The sequence below is a fragment of the Streptomyces sp. NPDC002868 genome, from assembly GCF_055563295.1.
The window spans coordinates 233,431-248,491 of sequence record NZ_JBVHDR010000006.1 but is presented as its reverse complement, the minus strand read 5'-3'; the positions used below and the strand labels follow the sequence as shown (position 1 = coordinate 248,491).

Annotated in this window: 18 protein-coding genes; 6 read left to right on the top strand and 12 right to left on the bottom strand. The window is 68.7% G+C overall.

The window, feature by feature from the left end; translation table 11 throughout:
* Positions 1-18: 18 nt before the first annotated feature.
* The 7 genes from ACZ3H8_RS20395 to ACZ3H8_RS20365 form a co-directional block, all read right to left on the bottom strand.
* Positions 19-324, bottom strand: coding sequence for a hypothetical protein (locus ACZ3H8_RS20395; protein ID WP_467403718.1), 306 nt, complete (start codon positions 322-324; stop codon positions 19-21).
* Between the two features lie 219 nt (positions 325-543).
* Positions 544-2,730, bottom strand: a complete 2,187-nt coding sequence (locus ACZ3H8_RS20390; protein WP_467403716.1) for a hypothetical protein — start codon at positions 2,728-2,730, stop codon at positions 544-546.
* A 98-nt stretch (positions 2,731-2,828) separates the two neighbouring features.
* On the bottom strand, positions 2,829-3,050 hold the full coding sequence (locus ACZ3H8_RS20385; protein WP_467403714.1) for a hypothetical protein: 222 nt from the start codon (positions 3,048-3,050) through the stop codon (positions 2,829-2,831).
* Between the two features lie 11 nt (positions 3,051-3,061).
* Positions 3,062-3,907 carry a phosphoadenosine phosphosulfate reductase gene (locus tag ACZ3H8_RS20380; RefSeq protein WP_467403713.1) on the bottom strand — a complete coding sequence of 282 codons (846 nt, stop codon included), beginning with the start codon at positions 3,905-3,907 and terminating at the stop codon, positions 3,062-3,064.
* On the bottom strand, positions 3,904-4,776 hold the full coding sequence (locus tag ACZ3H8_RS20375; RefSeq protein WP_467403712.1) for a DUF2637 domain-containing protein: 873 nt from the start codon (positions 4,774-4,776) through the stop codon (positions 3,904-3,906). The genes ACZ3H8_RS20380 and ACZ3H8_RS20375 overlap by 4 nt, the downstream gene beginning before the upstream one ends.
* Positions 4,773-5,003 (bottom strand): hypothetical protein, encoded by a 231-nt coding sequence (locus tag ACZ3H8_RS20370; protein WP_467403709.1) that lies wholly within the window; start codon positions 5,001-5,003, stop codon positions 4,773-4,775. Before ACZ3H8_RS20370 ends, ACZ3H8_RS20375 begins: the two co-directional genes overlap by 4 nt.
* A complete protein-coding gene (locus ACZ3H8_RS20365) occupies positions 5,000-5,266 on the bottom strand; it encodes a DUF6284 family protein (RefSeq protein WP_467403708.1) in 267 nt (88 codons plus the stop codon). The genes ACZ3H8_RS20370 and ACZ3H8_RS20365 overlap by 4 nt, the downstream gene beginning before the upstream one ends.
* A 453-nt stretch (positions 5,267-5,719) precedes the next feature.
* Between ACZ3H8_RS20365 and ACZ3H8_RS20360 the strand changes: the two genes are divergently transcribed.
* Both ACZ3H8_RS20360 and ACZ3H8_RS20355 read left to right on the top strand, forming a co-directional pair.
* Positions 5,720-6,514 (top strand): GntR family transcriptional regulator, encoded by a 795-nt coding sequence (locus ACZ3H8_RS20360; RefSeq protein WP_467403705.1) that lies wholly within the window; start codon positions 5,720-5,722, stop codon positions 6,512-6,514.
* The gene (locus ACZ3H8_RS20355; protein ID WP_467403704.1) at positions 6,511-7,179 is read left to right on the top strand and encodes a YdcF family protein; all 669 of its coding nucleotides are present in this window, start codon (positions 6,511-6,513) and stop codon (positions 7,177-7,179) included. The genes ACZ3H8_RS20360 and ACZ3H8_RS20355 overlap by 4 nt, the downstream gene beginning before the upstream one ends.
* 191 nt (positions 7,180-7,370) lie before the next feature.
* On the opposite strand, the gene ACZ3H8_RS20350 is transcribed toward ACZ3H8_RS20355, so the two are convergent.
* Positions 7,371-8,318, bottom strand: coding sequence for an AraC family transcriptional regulator (locus ACZ3H8_RS20350; RefSeq protein WP_467403703.1), 948 nt, complete (start codon positions 8,316-8,318; stop codon positions 7,371-7,373).
* A 96-nt stretch (positions 8,319-8,414) separates the two neighbouring features.
* On the opposite strand from ACZ3H8_RS20350, the gene ACZ3H8_RS20345 reads away from it, so the two are divergent.
* Positions 8,415-9,137, top strand: coding sequence for an SDR family oxidoreductase (locus tag ACZ3H8_RS20345; protein WP_175257269.1), 723 nt, complete (start codon positions 8,415-8,417; stop codon positions 9,135-9,137).
* Between the two features lie 275 nt (positions 9,138-9,412).
* On the opposite strand, the gene ACZ3H8_RS20340 is transcribed toward ACZ3H8_RS20345, so the two are convergent.
* Positions 9,413-9,754, bottom strand: coding sequence for a DUF6233 domain-containing protein (locus ACZ3H8_RS20340; RefSeq protein ID WP_467403700.1), 342 nt, complete (start codon positions 9,752-9,754; stop codon positions 9,413-9,415).
* 305 nt (positions 9,755-10,059) lie between these two features.
* Between ACZ3H8_RS20340 and ACZ3H8_RS20335 the strand changes: the two genes are divergently transcribed.
* The 3 genes from ACZ3H8_RS20335 (at position 10,060) to ACZ3H8_RS20325 (ending at position 11,877) form a co-directional block, all read left to right on the top strand.
* Positions 10,060-10,509: a phage holin family protein gene (locus ACZ3H8_RS20335; RefSeq protein ID WP_467403699.1), complete on the top strand. Its 450-nt coding sequence runs from the start codon at positions 10,060-10,062 to the stop codon at positions 10,507-10,509.
* 117 nt (positions 10,510-10,626) lie between these two features.
* Positions 10,627-11,556 carry an alpha/beta fold hydrolase gene (locus tag ACZ3H8_RS20330; protein ID WP_467403696.1) on the top strand — a complete coding sequence of 310 codons (930 nt, stop codon included), beginning with the start codon at positions 10,627-10,629 and terminating at the stop codon, positions 11,554-11,556.
* 132 nt (positions 11,557-11,688) lie between these two features.
* On the top strand, positions 11,689-11,877 hold the full coding sequence (locus ACZ3H8_RS20325; RefSeq protein ID WP_356227423.1) for a hypothetical protein: 189 nt from the start codon (positions 11,689-11,691) through the stop codon (positions 11,875-11,877).
* Positions 11,878-11,893: 16 nt separating this feature from the next.
* Here the strand turns inward: ACZ3H8_RS20325 and ACZ3H8_RS20320 are convergent, their stop codons facing one another.
* From ACZ3H8_RS20320 to nth, 3 genes are all read right to left on the bottom strand, one after another.
* Positions 11,894-13,093, bottom strand: a complete 1,200-nt coding sequence (locus ACZ3H8_RS20320; RefSeq protein ID WP_398990752.1) for a MarP family serine protease — start codon at positions 13,091-13,093, stop codon at positions 11,894-11,896.
* Between the two features lie 117 nt (positions 13,094-13,210).
* Positions 13,211-13,906, bottom strand: a complete 696-nt coding sequence (locus ACZ3H8_RS20315; RefSeq protein WP_467403695.1) for an NUDIX hydrolase — start codon at positions 13,904-13,906, stop codon at positions 13,211-13,213.
* Between the two features lie 70 nt (positions 13,907-13,976).
* A complete protein-coding gene (gene nth / locus ACZ3H8_RS20310) occupies positions 13,977-14,819 on the bottom strand; it encodes an endonuclease III (protein WP_467403692.1) in 843 nt (280 codons plus the stop codon).
* Between the last annotated feature and the right edge of the window lie 242 nt (positions 14,820-15,061).

Sequence of the window (15,061 nt, the reverse complement as noted above, 5' to 3'; positions counted from 1 at the left end):
AGGGGGCCGCCCCGGGCGTCATTGCTTGGGGCGGGTGAGCTTGAACGTGAGTCCGCCGATGCCGATGGGCCCTGCGGCTCCGCCGATGAGGGTCGCGGTGTGGATGGCGAACTCGAAGAGCGCGAGGACCGCGGCGACCGTGCCCGCAACCCCGATCGCGGCAGCCAGTCCGATGCCGAGCGGGACCAGGTAGGTGCGCGCGGGCCGGGGAGCCGGGGCGGTGGTGTGGACGATGATGATCGGCCGTCCCTCGCGTTCGGCCTGCCGGTAGACGTCGGCGGGTATGTGCGGGGCTAACCTCCCGGGCGGGTCGTGGTGGGCCATGGCGGTGCCTCCTTCTGTGAGGCGGGCCCCTCGCGCCGACGCATGGGCGAGGGGCCCGCAGAGGGGGTGTTCGGGGCTGTGAGGGGGTGTGGCGGTGTATCCGTCCGATCCGTCCACGCGATCATCCGTGCAGCTCAGGACCGGTTTCCGATCCGTCCTGGCATCCGTCCGGGCCGGACGGATGATGTGTCCGCCCGGACGGATGCGCGGACGGATAGTTCAGGCGCTCTGTGCGCTCTCGCGCCGGTAGATGGCAGCGGCGGTGAGGAGGTCGGAGAGGTAGACGCCCCGGGCCTCACCCCACTTGCGGGCACCCGCGTCGAGACGGGACAGCGTGCGTCCCAGCGTGACCGGGTTGAGGTCTCCGAACGTGGCCGCGTCGCGGGACTTGAGCGCGGCGAGCAGGTCGCCGGGGGTCATCGCGGTCTCTCCGCTGTCCTGCAACACCTCGATCGCTCCAGCCAGCAGTGGCGGGATCTCCACGGCGCTCTCGGCGTCCTCGAGGTCCTCGACCACGTGGATGCGCTTTTCGAACGCGTCGGCCCCTGCGGGCAGTTCGGCGTCCAGGTCCACGGCGGCGATGGTCAGCGAGTCGCTGTCGACCGCGACCAGACCGGCCGCCTTCCGTTCGGCTCCCCTGGCCTCGAAGCTGTCGTCATCGAGGTAGTTGAACCGCTTGGGCACGGGCTCGATGTGGTCGCCGCCGCGTACGTAGGCCACGGACACGTCGTTGAGGGTCTTGCCCTCCGCCGGTCGCAGCTTGTGCGCCGCCCATCCCTCGCCGATCGCGCCGCCGTCGAAGAGCTGCGTCACGTCCTGCGGACGGCACGGCAGCGCCACCCGGTTCTGCACCGCGCCCGGGTCAGCCGAACCGAGGAACGACTTGGTCGCGCCCTGCGCAGCCATAACCAGGTTCACCGCGCTCTTACGCCCGGTCCTGATGATCTCCGCGACCAGCGGCCACAGACCCGCCGCGACCAGAGCCGGGTACTCGTCGATGATGAGATAGATCGCCGGATGCGACTCCGTGGGCTCCCAGTTCCGGCCCATGCCCAGGGACTTGAACAGCTTGGGGCGGGTGATGGAGATCGCGAGCGCGTCCTCAAGTATCTGCTTGGCAGCAGCCTTGTTCGTCGCCCGCCGTGCGATGCCGTCGCTGATGGGGTCGAGTCCGGCCCCGGCGGAGCCGAGGTCGATGTCCCACACCACCGCGTCCCGGCACGCGGTCAGGTACTCCGCAACGGAGAGCAGGGCGTTGGACTTGCCCGATCCGGGGCCGCCCACGAACACGGCGTTGGTGCGCAGGAAGTTCATCAGCAGCGGGCGCTGTGACAGCTCCACTCCCAGGTCGGCCTTGTCGTGGCAGGACACCGACTTGGGTGCGCGGTAGGGGATGGGCTGCTGCCCCTCCCACGGGTTCTCACCCAGAGCCCGCAGCGTGAACAGCGGGCGTGCCTTCGCGGACTGCTGCAACAGCAGCGAGCCCGGTCGGGCAATCAGGGCGGCTTCGAGGTCATCGAGCTTGGCCGTGACATCAGCGGGCTTGGCCTTGTTGAGCTGCACCTTCGCCTCGAAACCCCACGCGTGGGCGATGACGTGCAGGTCGGTGACGTTCACCCCCAGGTCCTCTTCGAGAGCGTCGCGCAGCATCCGGCCGAACGCCCGCGGCGTCATACCCGGGTCCAGGATCGAGCGCTCCGGGTCGTCGTAGAACGCCGCCTCATCCTCATTCAACCGCCGACCGCGCCACGCGGCCACGGACACGGTGAGCAGGGTGGCCACCGCCATGCCGAGCCCCTGCTCAAGCACGTAGCCGCCGGTCTCCAGGGCGGCGATGGGCCCGTAGGCGGCAGCAGCGCGCAGCATTGTCGCGCGGCGGGAGGCCTTCTTCAGCTTCGCGTGCTCCAGCGCCGCAAGGTCCGCCTCGTCCTTGGCCTTGTCGGCCTTCTTCGCGGCGATGTCGCGATCCATCAGCGTCCACCGGGCCCGGCGCTCCGCCGTGCGCGCGAGCTTGGCCTTGTGGTGCGCGCGGTCGGCCGCTGTCGTGACACGGATGCCTTCCGTACCGCGCACCCACTCATGCGTACGCCGCACCCCCCGGAACGCCCGGGGCAGGGTGCCATGCGTGGTGAGCTGCCGCCGCGCGTTGCGACGCGCGGCCCGCACGGACAGACGGCGGACGTAGCGCAGGCGGGCGCGACGGCCTGCCTTGGTGCGGATCCAGGCGGGGATCAGGGGCGCGTCGGCCGCCGGGTCGTCGTCGAAGTCGGCGAACGAGGTGAAGTCGGGGTAGGGGTCGGTCTTGTCCAGGACCGTGCCCTCGATGATCCGGGGCCCGGTGGTGCGGTAGTCGTCCAGGTCCACCACGTTGGGGGTGGAGTTGGAGCGTGCAGCGTGCTCGGTCACGATGGGACTGCTCCTGTTCTGGGAGTAGAGAAGGGGCCCGGACGGCGCTTTGGCCGGCAGGCGTCCGGGCCCCGAAGCGGTGGGGTTGTTGTGCGAGGTCAGAGCTGGTTCGGCGCGATGGTGAAGAGCAGGACCGTCACCCGGTCCACCCCCATCTGCTGAGCCGCGTAGGCACGCACCTGCTGGTAGACGTCGTGGCGGGTGGCACCCGGGCGGCTGGTGTCGAGGACGACGGTGGCGCTGAACGTGCCCTGCGTCCCCTCGGCCGTCTGGACGGTCATGACGTAGTGAAAGGCCGTGGTCGCGGTGGCGGTGGTCACGCTGGATCTCCTCAATGCGTTGGGATGGTCAGGCGGCGCGCTGTAGACGGTGGGCAGGTCCAGCAGGAGGCGCTTTCGCAGCCCTCGTCGTCGTTGTCGAACAGGGGCAGTTGGGTGCCGTACTTGAACAGCTCTCGCAACGGGCGACCTGCGCGTGTGAGGTAGACCGGGGGCTTTCCCTGGGCCGCGAGGTGAGCGTTGATGGTGTCCTCGACCTCGCAGGCCCGGGCGAAGCGCTCGGGGTCTTGCTCGTACATGGCCTGCCATTCGGGGATCTTCCGCACGGGGCAGAAGTCGCACGAACTCTTGGGCGGCACGGGCAGGCCGGCGGAGCGGATGATGCGCGGGCAGTCAGCCCGCCGTATGCCGAGCTCGAGCAGCGGGTAGACCAGCTGCTCATACGGCATGGCCTTGGTGGGGTTGGCGCGGCTCATCTCGTCCACGCTGATGCCCACAGCGACCGTTGCGCGGTTGTCGCGGCTGGCACCGTGCGCCTTGAGCCAGGCCCCGCACACCTCGATCTTGAACTCCCGGGTGCAGACCCTAGAGCCGGGCTTTCCGTTGCTCAGGTACACCGGGATGGTCTGACGGCGGCCCTGGCTGGTAATGATGCGCTGCCGGATTGTCTCCGGCTCGCCTTTACGCTCGCGCTGTAGCTCGATCAGATCGAGTCCGTGAGCGGCGGCGTAGGGCGCCGCGTACCGCTCGACATAGCGCAGGGTTCCAGGATTCTCACTGTCCGAGCCGACGTTGGCGAACAGGAACGTGCGGAAGTCGAGCCGCCCCTGTGCGGCCAGGACCATCGCGGCGTTGGACTGCCAGCCGCCCCCGTAGCTGAACGTGCGCAGCGGGGTCATGCCGCCCTACCACGAGTGGGAGGAGCGCCTTCGCGCTCGCTGCGCAGGGTGTCGCGCAGCCCACGTGCCTTGTCCGCCGACGTACGCACCGCTTTGCGGATGCCCTCCGCCGTCAACTGCCCGTCGGTCCAGTCGGCCGTGACCGACCGGGCCTCGCTGAGTAGTTGGTCCGGGGTGCGGGTCGGTCGAGGCGTGCGGGCCGCTTGCGGTACCCGACCAGTCGGCCGACGCGGTGTGTGCGCAGCTGCGGGAATCGGCTCGGTCGGCAGCCCAAGACCCTTCAGGACGCGCTCACGAGCGGTCGGGGTGACCAAGTCGGCTGCCCCAAGGGCAGGGAGTTCGGCCACCGCAGCCGGGGGCTCGGAGGTCGACTCCCCCAGGTCAGGGGTAGACCGATTTCCATCGATCTGAGTCGATTTCTTAGTATCTGTGGTGGTGTCGGGTTGGTGGTGCAGCACCTTCGCCACCAGGTCCGAGCCGAAGTAGATCGACCCGACCGGCAGCGACGTCGCCAGCAGTACCAGCGCGTAGTTCGCCGGGTCCCAGTCGGCCAGTCGACTCCAGTCGACCGACCGGCCGTGCAGCTCCGGTACCAGGCCGTGCACGTAGTTCAGGACCAGAGAGGCGACCGTGTATCCGGCCAGCACCCGCAGCGCGCCATCCTTGGCCTTCTTGTCGGTCAGCACGAGCGTGGCGACCAAAGCGAGGGCCATCAGGCCGTCGACCACGAACGGATAGAGGGTCGCCGCGTCAGCGTCGGCACCCACCGCCTTGGCCACGTCGTGCAGCGCGTTCCAGGAAACCCGGAACGCCATGCCGACCACCGCGACCAGCGCCGAAACGAGGAGGATCTTGCCCTTGCGGTTCATCGGGCACCCCCGTGCTGGCGACGCCCGATGGTGACCGTGACCGGCTCGCGGACGGTGGCGGCCGCCGCGTCCAGCAGGAGAACGCCAACGACCAGTACGCCGACCGTGATCCGGCCGCCGATCGAGGGGGTGTAGCCCAACAGCCAGGCCACACCCGCGATCGCCAGACCGACCCGCAGCCGCGCCAGCAGCAACAGCGCCCGTTCGGTGTGCGTGATCGGTGTCATGCCCCGACCTCCGCAGCGCTCGTCTTGTTGCGGTTGGCGAGGTCCCGGCGGGCCGCCAGGACCTTGCGGCGGGCCCGCCGGATCCGCCGCTCGTCCAGCTCGGACGCCGGACGGTCAAGCGTCGTGATCTGCGCGTCCAGCAGCTCGACTTCCGCCGCGATGACAGGCATCTCCAGCTCGATCGCGTCCAGCTCCGCAGCCGTCGGCTCGGGGTCGCTCTCAAAGGCGGTAACAACCGCGCGAACAGTGCCGATGTGCTCCATGGGTCGTGCTCCTCTCAGACAGGAACGGCCCAAACAGCGCCCCCGGAGTAGCCGCTCCGGGGGCGCACGCCGTTGGAACCAGGGGTTTCCGGCTCCCCTCAGCCCCGCCCGTACGAGACGGGCGGAGGAGGCAACCGGCCGCAGCGCTCCTAGCGCAGCGAATGGGTTGAGCAGTGCGTATGTCTCCTTCGGGAACACGAGCTCCCGTCTTAGGCAGAGACGTGACCTTTCGGTCTGTGCCCTCCGGTTGACCAGGGGTCCGGGTCCCTCGGCCCCCTCTGTCCGGGGCCCCTTTGTTGTGCGTTTCGGAGCAGCACAAAGAAGGCCCTCCGAACGAGTTCGCTTCGCTGTCCTAGGACTGCGAGCGACCTATGGAGACCATGCACCCACAGTCCCAGGACTGTCAACAGTCCTGGGACTGTGTTTCACTGGTCGGGTTGAGAGGAGTCGTGCATGGCACCGAAGTGGCGAGAGCTGGCGGACAAGCTGGCCGCACGCATCAGGGACGGCGAGTACGCGCCAGGCCAGCAACTGCCGCACATCCGCGATCTCGTCGAGGCTGGAGAGGGCTCAAAGTCCACGGTCCACGCGGCCTACAAGGCGCTGGAGGGGGAAGGGCTGGTCACCTCGTCCCGCGGGCACGGCACGGTCGTACGGCAGCAGTCCCCGCTCAAGCGGCTGGGGATCGCGCGGTACGACAAGGCGAAATGGCGTGACGGTGACGAGGTGGCGTTCATCGCGGACCGCGTGGCGTCGGGCCGGGCCTATCGCCGCGGAGAGCAGACGCAGACGGTCTCCCGCGTCGAAGCCCCGCCGGTTGTCGCTGAGGCGGTCGGCCTGCCAGTCGGTGCCGAGGTGTACGCACGCGCCCGCCTGGTGAAGGAAGGCGACCAGCCCACGCACACCCTGACCAGCTACTACCGTCCCGAACACGTCGAGGGGACGCGCATCGTCGACCCAAGCCCCGGTCCGGCCGGCCGCGGTGGAGGCTTCCGGGTCCTGTACGACGCGGGATACGAGATCGACCATATGAAGGAACAGCTCTTCGCCCGAGTCCCCACGGCAGAGGAGGCGAAGCTCCTTCAACTGACGCCCGGTGAATGGGTCGTCGAGCTGCACCGCACCACGTTCACCGCCGACGGCACGGTGGTTGAGTTCGCCATCGGACTCCACGCCGCCTCGCGCTTCGCGTGGGAGTACGACTTCAAGGTGCCCGACTCGGCACAGGATCAGGAGGCGGGGCAGTGATCTCGGAGCAGTCGTGGGCGGATGCGCAGCTCCTCTGGGACTACCAGCAGATGCACCACGAGCTGCGGCAGTGCTCGGTCGCGATCGGTCTCGGCAGCCACGACCTCGGCGTCGCCGACACCACGGTGGACCTCTACAAGCGAGGCTTGGCGCCGCTCATCGTCTTCACGGGGGCTACGAGCCGCACGACGCAGGACCGCATGCCGCGCGGCGAGGCGGTCCACTATCGCGAGCGGGCGCTGGAGTTGGGTGTTCCCGGTGACGCGGTGCTGGTCGAGCCCCACGCGCGCAACACAGGCGAGAACATCCGCTTCTCGCGGGCGGTCCTGGAAACTGCTGGCGTCGGGGTCTCGTCCGTGCTGCTGATCAGCAAGCCGTACGAGGAACGGCGCGCGTACGCAACGGCACGCAAGCTATGGCCCGAGGTTGAAATCGTGAGCGCGTCCACTCCGATGACCCTTGAGGAGTACGTGGACTCCATCCAGGATGCGGGCCTGGTGATCGACATGCTTGTCGGTGCTCTACAGCGGCTGTTGATCTACCCGAAGCATGGGTTCATCATCAGCCAGCCGGTGCCGGTTGACGTGACGGCGGCCTACGACAGGCTGTGCCGAGCGGGCTTCACGAGTCGACTCATGCCGCACGGCGCAGGTGCGAGTCGCTGAGCCAATGGGTGCCCAGCAGCACCGTAATTTGAGTAGAAGCCTTCTCAACGATTTCAAGTCGCATCCGTCGAGCCCAGCGCGGCGCGTGCGGCCTGGCGCCTTGCCCGATGCTCCTGTCTTCGCCCCGCTCCGGCCCGGCCGCCGCGACACGCTGACGAACGATCAAGAACCCAGACTCCCGCCCAAGAGAATCAAACCGGCACCGACAGCGAAGCCGACGCCGTCCGCCGCTCCCGCCGATATGCCCCAGGCGGGGCGCCGAAGTGCCGCTTGAAGGCCTTCGCGAACGCAAATTCCGAGGTGTAGCCAGCGTTCTCGGCCACGGCGCTCAGCGAGTCGACCGTCTCGCGCAGCATCCGCGCCGCGATGGCCATCCGCCACGTCGTCAGGTAGCTGAGCGGCGGCTCGCCGACCACCGTGGTGAACCGCCGGGCGAACGCGGCGCGCGACAGCCCGGCCCGGCTCCCCAGCGATTCGACGGTCCACGGATGCGCCGGGTCGTCGTGGATCGCTTTCAGCGCCGGGGCGATCAACGGGTCGTTCAGTGCCGAGGCCCAGCTCTGCGTCTGCTCCCTGGGCAACTCGGCGTACCAGGACCGCAGAATATAGAGAAGCAGCAGATCGACGAGCGTCGTGACCACTGAGTCCGAACCCGGCTGAGGCTGGTGGATCTCGGCGCAGAGCTGGTCGACCGCCGAGCGCAGCGCCGGATGGCGACCGGGGCTGGCCGGGAGGTGGATGACCTCCGGGAGGTCGCCGAGCAGCGGATGCGGCCGGTCGATGTCGAGGTGGTAGGCCCCGCATACCAGCACGCTGCGAGCGCCGTCGCCCTCGACGGTGAAACACCCGATCGGCGAGGAGGTGTCGACGCGGTCGGGTTCGAAGGCGACCAGCTCGCTGGTGACCGCGTCACAGATGGCGTGATCGGTGCCACGCCGCAGGAACACGACGTCGCCGGGGCCCAGGGCTATCGGATCGCCGCCGACCGGCAGGAGAAAGCAGTGTCCTTCGACGACGACGTGAAATCCGGCTCCCGCGATGGGCTGGAAGCGCACACCCCACGGCGCCTGCGCGTCGGTACGGACAACAGACGGACGCCCGGTGCGCAGGGCCGCAAGCGTGTCGCTGAGTATGTCCATACACTCACCATAGCGTACCGAGATCGAGACGATCAGACAAAGAATCAAGACTTCAGGCCATTCATTGTCTCGGTCGTGACACGTAGCGTCCTCGCTATGAACAACACAGCAGACACCCAGCGTGTCGTCGTCATAGGTGGTACCTCCGGCATCGGATTCGCCGTTGCGCAGGCCGCAGCGACTCAGGGCTCGAACGTGGTCGTCGCCTCCAGCAGCCAGGGCCGGGTCGACCTGGCGGTGAAGAAGCTCGGTGGCCCGGCCGAAGGCATCTTGCTGGACGTCGCCGACGAGGCCGCGCTCGCCGCCTTCTTCGACCGGATCGGCGAGTTCGACCACCTCGTCTACACGGCGGGCGAGTCCCTGCTGCTGAAGCCGCTCGCCGACCTCACCGCCGAGGAGTCCCGAGCGTTCTTCGAGCGCCGCTTCTGGGGTGCCCTGCTCGCCGCGAAGTACGCGACGCCGAAGCTCCGTCCCGGCGGCTCGATCACCTTCACCTCCGGCGCCTTCGCCACCCGGCCCGCCCCCGGAGCCTCGCTCGGCGCAAGCATCACAGCAGCCGTCGAGGGTCTGACGCGAGCCCTAGCCCTTGAACTCGCCCCACTGCGGGTCAACGCGGTCCGCCTCGGCGCGATCCGCACCGAGCTTTGGGACAGCACCGTGCCCGAGCCGGAGGCCTTCCTCCAAGCGCAAGGCAGCGGCCTTCCCGTGCAGCGCGTCGGCAGCCCCGAGGAGGCTGCGGCGGCCTACCTCTACCTCCTGAGCAACGGCTACGCGACCGGCACGGTGCTCACCCTCGACGGCGGAGCCGCACTGGCCTGACATCGGCGGCTGTCGGACCGACAAGCCCGGTCCGACAGCCTCGGGCGCCACCCCCGGCATGTTCTGCCGGAGAATAGGAGCTACACGGACAGGGACAGAGCGGAATCCGCAAAGACCCCCCTGCCAAACGATCTACACGCCAGACTGCCGCCCACCACCAGCACGAGTACGCCAGCAGCCCGTCACACCAGCCCCGCTGACCAGCACGTTCGAAGATGGCGAAGCTTCAATGATCGGCGCATCGCCCATACCTTCAGGCTGCGATGGTTCGAGGCTCACAGCACACCGAGGTCGGTGTCAGGCCGGCAGTACGGGCACGGCGGAATGCCGTCTTTCGTGATCGCATAAAGAGCCTGTTCGCAGGTCATGGGCCTGGTGCGCTTCCCCGCCATGCCGCAGTCGCTGGTGTGGACGGCCTCGGGAGTTGGCTGGCCCCCCGCCCTGTGCATGCCGAGCTTCCAGCTGGCCTCCGGCGGAGATAGGGTGCGCGCCTTTCGGACGGCCGCAGTCTCTTGCCGCTCCAGCTCTGCGATCGTCCGGTCGGTCCGGCCCAGCTGGTACGCCTGCCACTCACGCACGATGCGCAGACGATCCAGGCGGGACAAAAATTCGGACATGCATTCGATCCTAGACTCGGGCACCCGCTCGCACCACAGGGCTCCCCTCTTATTAAGGAGGACAAGGGGTCACCCTCCGCCCGCGATGGAAAGCAATGCTGTCGTCCAGACGCTGCGTGGGCTGCCGAACGCGGGCCGTCTGTGGGCCGTCGGAGAGCCGCCGACGGCGACCAGCAACGACCAACGTTCACCGCCCGGCAGCATGTCAGGCGCAGGCAGCGCCACAACCCCCCTGGCGGGGCACAATGCTCGACAGTCCGGCATGATCTGACGACGGATCCGTTGATGAGGAGAGGGAGTCAGCGATGAGCGACCCCGGCAACAGCGCGGCGAAGGCTGTCGGCGCCGAACGCAGTCTCGGCCAGCTGGTTGCCTCGGCGACCGCCGAGATGTCCGCGCTTGTGCACGACGAGATCGCCCTGGCCAAGGCGGAGCTGCGACAGGACGTCAAGCGCGGCGCGATCGGCGGATTGGCCATCACCATCGCTGGAGTGTTCGTGCTCTTCTCGCTGCCGGTTCTGAGCTTCGCGGCGGCGTACGGGATTCACAATCTGGGGCTCGGTCTGGCCTGGTCCTTCCTGATCGTGGGCGTGGCATTCCTGCTGCTTGCGGGGCTGCTGGCGCTGCTCGCCGTCGCCAAGTTCAAGAAGGTCAAGCCGCCGGAGAGGTCCATCGCTTCGGCCAAGCAGACGGCGACCGTACTGCAGGGCGTCAAGCCGCACCCCCGGCCGGCGCAGGACAAGGTCCCGGTCTGAGGCCCGCGGTCGTGGAGCCGGTGAGCACCGGCGCAGCGGGCCTCGGGGGCGGCCCGTCGCCCTGTTGGGGACGGGCTTGGTGACCGTGGGGTGCTCAGTTGTGGCACGCTCGTCTGCATGACGGCCCCTGATACCGGTACTGGAAGCCCCGTACGCATCGATGGTCCCTGGACACATCGCGACGTGGCTGCCAATGGTGCGCGCTTCCATATCGCCGAGATGGGCGATGGGCCGCTTGTGTTGCTGCTCCATGGCTTTCCGCAGTTCTGGTGGACATGGCGGCATCAGCTGACCGCGCTCGCCGACGCCGGGTTCCGGGCGGTGGCGATGGATCTGCGGGGTGTGGGCGGCAGCGACCGTACGCCGCGGGGTTACGACCCCGCGAACCTCGCGCTCGACATCACCGGCGTGGTGCGCTCGCTGGGCGAGCCGGACGCCGCGCTGGTCGGGCACGACCTGGGCGGCTATCTGGCGTGGACCGCGGCGGTGATGCGGCCCAAGCTGGTGCGCCGGCTCGCGGTCTCCTCGATGCCGCATCCGCGCCGGTGGCGTTCGGCGATGCTCTCCGACTTCTCGCAGAGCCGTGCGGGGTCGTACATCTGGGGCGTCCAGCGGCCGTGGCTGCCGGAGCGTCAGCTGGTGACGGACGACGCGGCCTTGGTCGGCAAGCTGATCCAGGACTGGTCCGGGCCGCAGCTGCCGGACGAGGACGCGGTCGACGTCTACCGGCGGGCGATGTGCATCCCGTCGACGGCGCACTGCTCGATCGAGCCGTACCGGTGGATGGTGCGGTCGATGGCACGGCCGGACGGGATCCAGTTCAACCGCCGGATGAAGCGGCCGGTGCGGGTTCCGACGCTGCATCTGCACGGCTCGCTGGACCCGGCGATGCGGACGCGCAGCGCCGCGGGGTCGGGCGAGTACGTGGAAGCGCCGTACCGCTGGCGGCTGTTTGACGGCCTCGGTCACTTCCCTCATGAGGAGGACCCCGTGGCGTTCTCCACCGAGCTCATCAACTGGCTGAAGGACCCCGAGCCCGACCGGTAGTCGCTGCTACGGCCCCGCCGCCACACACCCCCGTGAACGCTTGTACGACCAGTGGCCAAATGCCCGGCGCATAGGCCAATTGGCCGCCCCTGACGCGATTACCGACCATGGGGCACGGGCAAACCTCGGGGTATGGGCTGGACGCACGACTATGGTGACGCAGCACGCAACCGCCGCTCGGCCAGTGGGCCGATCACCCACGAGAGAGGTGGCCCTCAGAGCGAGGGCCATGAGCATCCGGGGCAAGGGATCGGCATTTCCCGCATCCTGAGGCGCCGGGCCCGCTGGGTCTCGGCGCGACTGCGGCATACCCGAAGCTGACGTCGGCCCCCTCCCGCTACAGCGCGCACCCCTGGCTGTCGACCTGCTGGTTGGCGGTCAGGCCGACTGCGATGTCGTCGCGGATCTCGTCGACCGTCAAGGCGTAGCCGGTGTCCGGGTCGTCCAGTGACCTGGCAAAGATGACGCCGTACACCCTGCCGTCGGGCGTGAGCAGCGGACCGCCGGAGTTGCCCTGACGGACCGTCGCGAAGAGCGAGTAGACGTCGCGCTGCACGGTGCCGCGGCGGTAGATGTCGGGGCCGTTGGCGTTGATCCGGCCGCGGACGCGGGCCGAGCGCACGTCGTACGAGCCGTTCTCCGGGAAGCCCGCGACGATCGCGCTGTTGCCGCTGCGCGCGTCGGAGTCGGCGAACTGGAGCGGCCGCGCCCTCAGGTCTGGTACGTCCAGTACGGCGATGTCGCGCTGCCAGTCGTAGAGCACGACCTTCGCGTCGTACAGCCTGCCCTCGCCGCCTATCTGCACGGTCGGCTCGTCCACGCCGCCGACGACGTGCGCGTTGGTCATGACCCGGCGGTCGGAGAAGACGAAGCCGGTGCCTTCGAGGACCTTGCCGCAGCTCTGCGCGGTGCCGACGACCTTGACGATGGACTGCTGGGCCCGGGCGGCCACCGGGCTGCCCGCGAGCGCCGGGTCCGGGGCCTGGACCTCGGTGATGGGCTCGTTGGCGAACGGGCTGAAGACCTGTGGGAAGCCGTTCTGCGCGAGGACGGAGGAGAAGTCCGTGAACCAGGTGTTCGCCTGACTTGGCATCACCCGGGAGACCCCGAGGAGCACCTTGGAGTTACGGACTTCCTTGCCGAGCGTGGGCAGCGAGGTCCCGGCGAGCGCGGAGCCGATCAGCCAGGCGACCAGCAGCATCGCGACCACGTTGACCAGCGCGCCGCCGGTGGCGTCCAGGGCGCGGGCGGGCGACCAGGTGATGTGCCGGCGCAGTCTGTTGCCGAGGTGGGTGGTGAAGGCCTGGCCGACCGAGGCACAGACGATCACCAGTACGACGGCGATGACCGCGGCCGTGGTGGACACCTCGGAATCGTTCGTCAGTTGGCCCCAGATGACGGGCAGCAGATAGATCGCCACAAGTCCGCCGCCGAGGAAACCGATCACCGACAGGATGCCGACGACGAAGCCCTGGCGATAGCCGACGATCGCGAACCACACGGCGGCGACCAGCAACAGGATGTCCAGCACGTTCACCGTCATTAGCCTCGCAGATTCGTCGCCGGGTGCTCCGTCCGGCTGGGGGTCCTGGCCGCCCGCTGCCGAGCCGCCTTCGATGCCGCGCCCCTGGGGGCGCGGCACGGGGTCAGCCTGTCATGAGCGCCAGTCGAGCGGGACCTGCTTGGCGCGGTCCCATGGTCGTTCCCATCCTGCGAAGTGCACAATGCGATCGATCACACCGGCGGTAAAACCCCAGACCAGAGCCCCCTCGACCATAAACGCCGGTCCTGTGTGGCCGCTTGGGTGCACGGCCGTCGCACGGTTGGCCGGGTCCGTGAGATCCACCACGGGCACGGTGAAGACCCGCGCGGTTTCCGCGGGATCGACCGCTCCGACCGGGCTCGGGGTGCGCCACCATCCCAGTACGGGCGTGACGACGAAACTGCTCACCGGGATGTAGAGCTTGGGCAGTACGCCGAAGATCTGGACGCCCGTCGGGTCGAGGCCGGTCTCTTCCTCGGCCTCGCGCAGCGCGGCGCGCAGCGGTCCGGTGGTGGCCGGGTCGCCGTCCTCGGGGTCGAGCGCGCCGCCGGGGAAGGAGGGCTGCCCGGGGTGCGAACGGAGGCTGCCGGCGCGCTCCATGAGCAGCAGCTCGGGGCCCTTGGCGCCCTCGCCGAACAGGATCAGGACGGCGGACTGCCGGCCGCCGCCGCTCTCGGGCGGCAGGAAGCGGCTGAGCTGCTGGGGCTCGACGGTGTCCGCGGCGCCCACGACGGGGTCGAGCCACGCGGGCAGGCCGTCGGTCGTGACGGCCACATCGCGGTCGTACGTTTCTCCTTCAGCGCGCATCTTTGGCACCCCCTCATTCACAACGCCTTGGGGCGCTTGGATCGTTCCGTGAGTCGTACGACGTGCGAGGTCACCCGGCCGCTCCCAGGGCCGGAGCCGGTTTGCCCGGGTAGTCCGGGGGCGGGTTCAGGCGCTGGCCCGGCTGGCCGCCCATCTCGTACTTCAGCAGCTTCTTCGCCTTCACAGGGTCCGTCTCACCCTCTCCGTACGAAGGGCAGAGGTGCGCGATGGGGCAGGCGCCGCAGGCCGGTTTGCGGGCGTGGCAGATCCGGCGGCCGTGGAAGATCACCCGGTGCGAGAGCATCGTCCACTCGCTCTTGGGGAACATCGCGGCGATCTCGGCCTCGATCTTCACCGGGTCCTGCTGCTCGGTCAGCTTCCAGCGGCGCACAAGGCGCTGGAAGTGGGTGTCGACAGTGAGTCCGGGCACTCCGAACGCATTGCCGAGAACCACGAACGCCGTCTTGCGGCCCACTCCGGGCAGCTTCACCAGGTCGTCGAGGCGGCCGGGGACCTTGCCCGCGAAATCGTCCCGGACAGCGGCCGCGAGTCCCATGATCGACTTGGTTTTGGCGCGAAAGAAGCCGGTCGGGCGGATGAGTTCCTCGACCTCTTCCGGATTCGCGGCGGCGAGGTCCTCGGGCGTGGGGTACTTCGCGAAGAGCGCGGGCGTGGTCTGGTTCACCCTCAGGTCCGTCGTCTGGGCGGACAGGACGGTAGCGACCAGCAACTCGAAGGGATTTCGGAAGTCGAGCTCCGGATGGGCGTACGGATAGACCTCGGCCAGCTCTCTGTTGATCCGGCGGGCGCGGCGGACCATCGCCAGTCGCGATTCCGGTTTGGGGGCTTTTGTCGCTTTCTCAGGGTTGGGCGAGGACTGTTCGCCCACAGCGGAATTCTGCTTTCCGGACACTCTCCCAGCCCCCTTGGCCTGCGCTCTCACCGGCGAATTGGACACCCGGTCAGCCTACGGGCCACCGCTGACATCCGCCCCGGTCCCTGGTAATCAGGACCCAATCGGGCCCCTGCCGTACGAACAGGCGCTCCCGTGCGTCAAACTTGTTGTGACTGATCGCACGAATTTTTACTGCCGGGGGTCCGGGGGTTGTCCTCCGGACCAGCACAGCGCGGTCCGGCATCATGGGGGCCACGGTC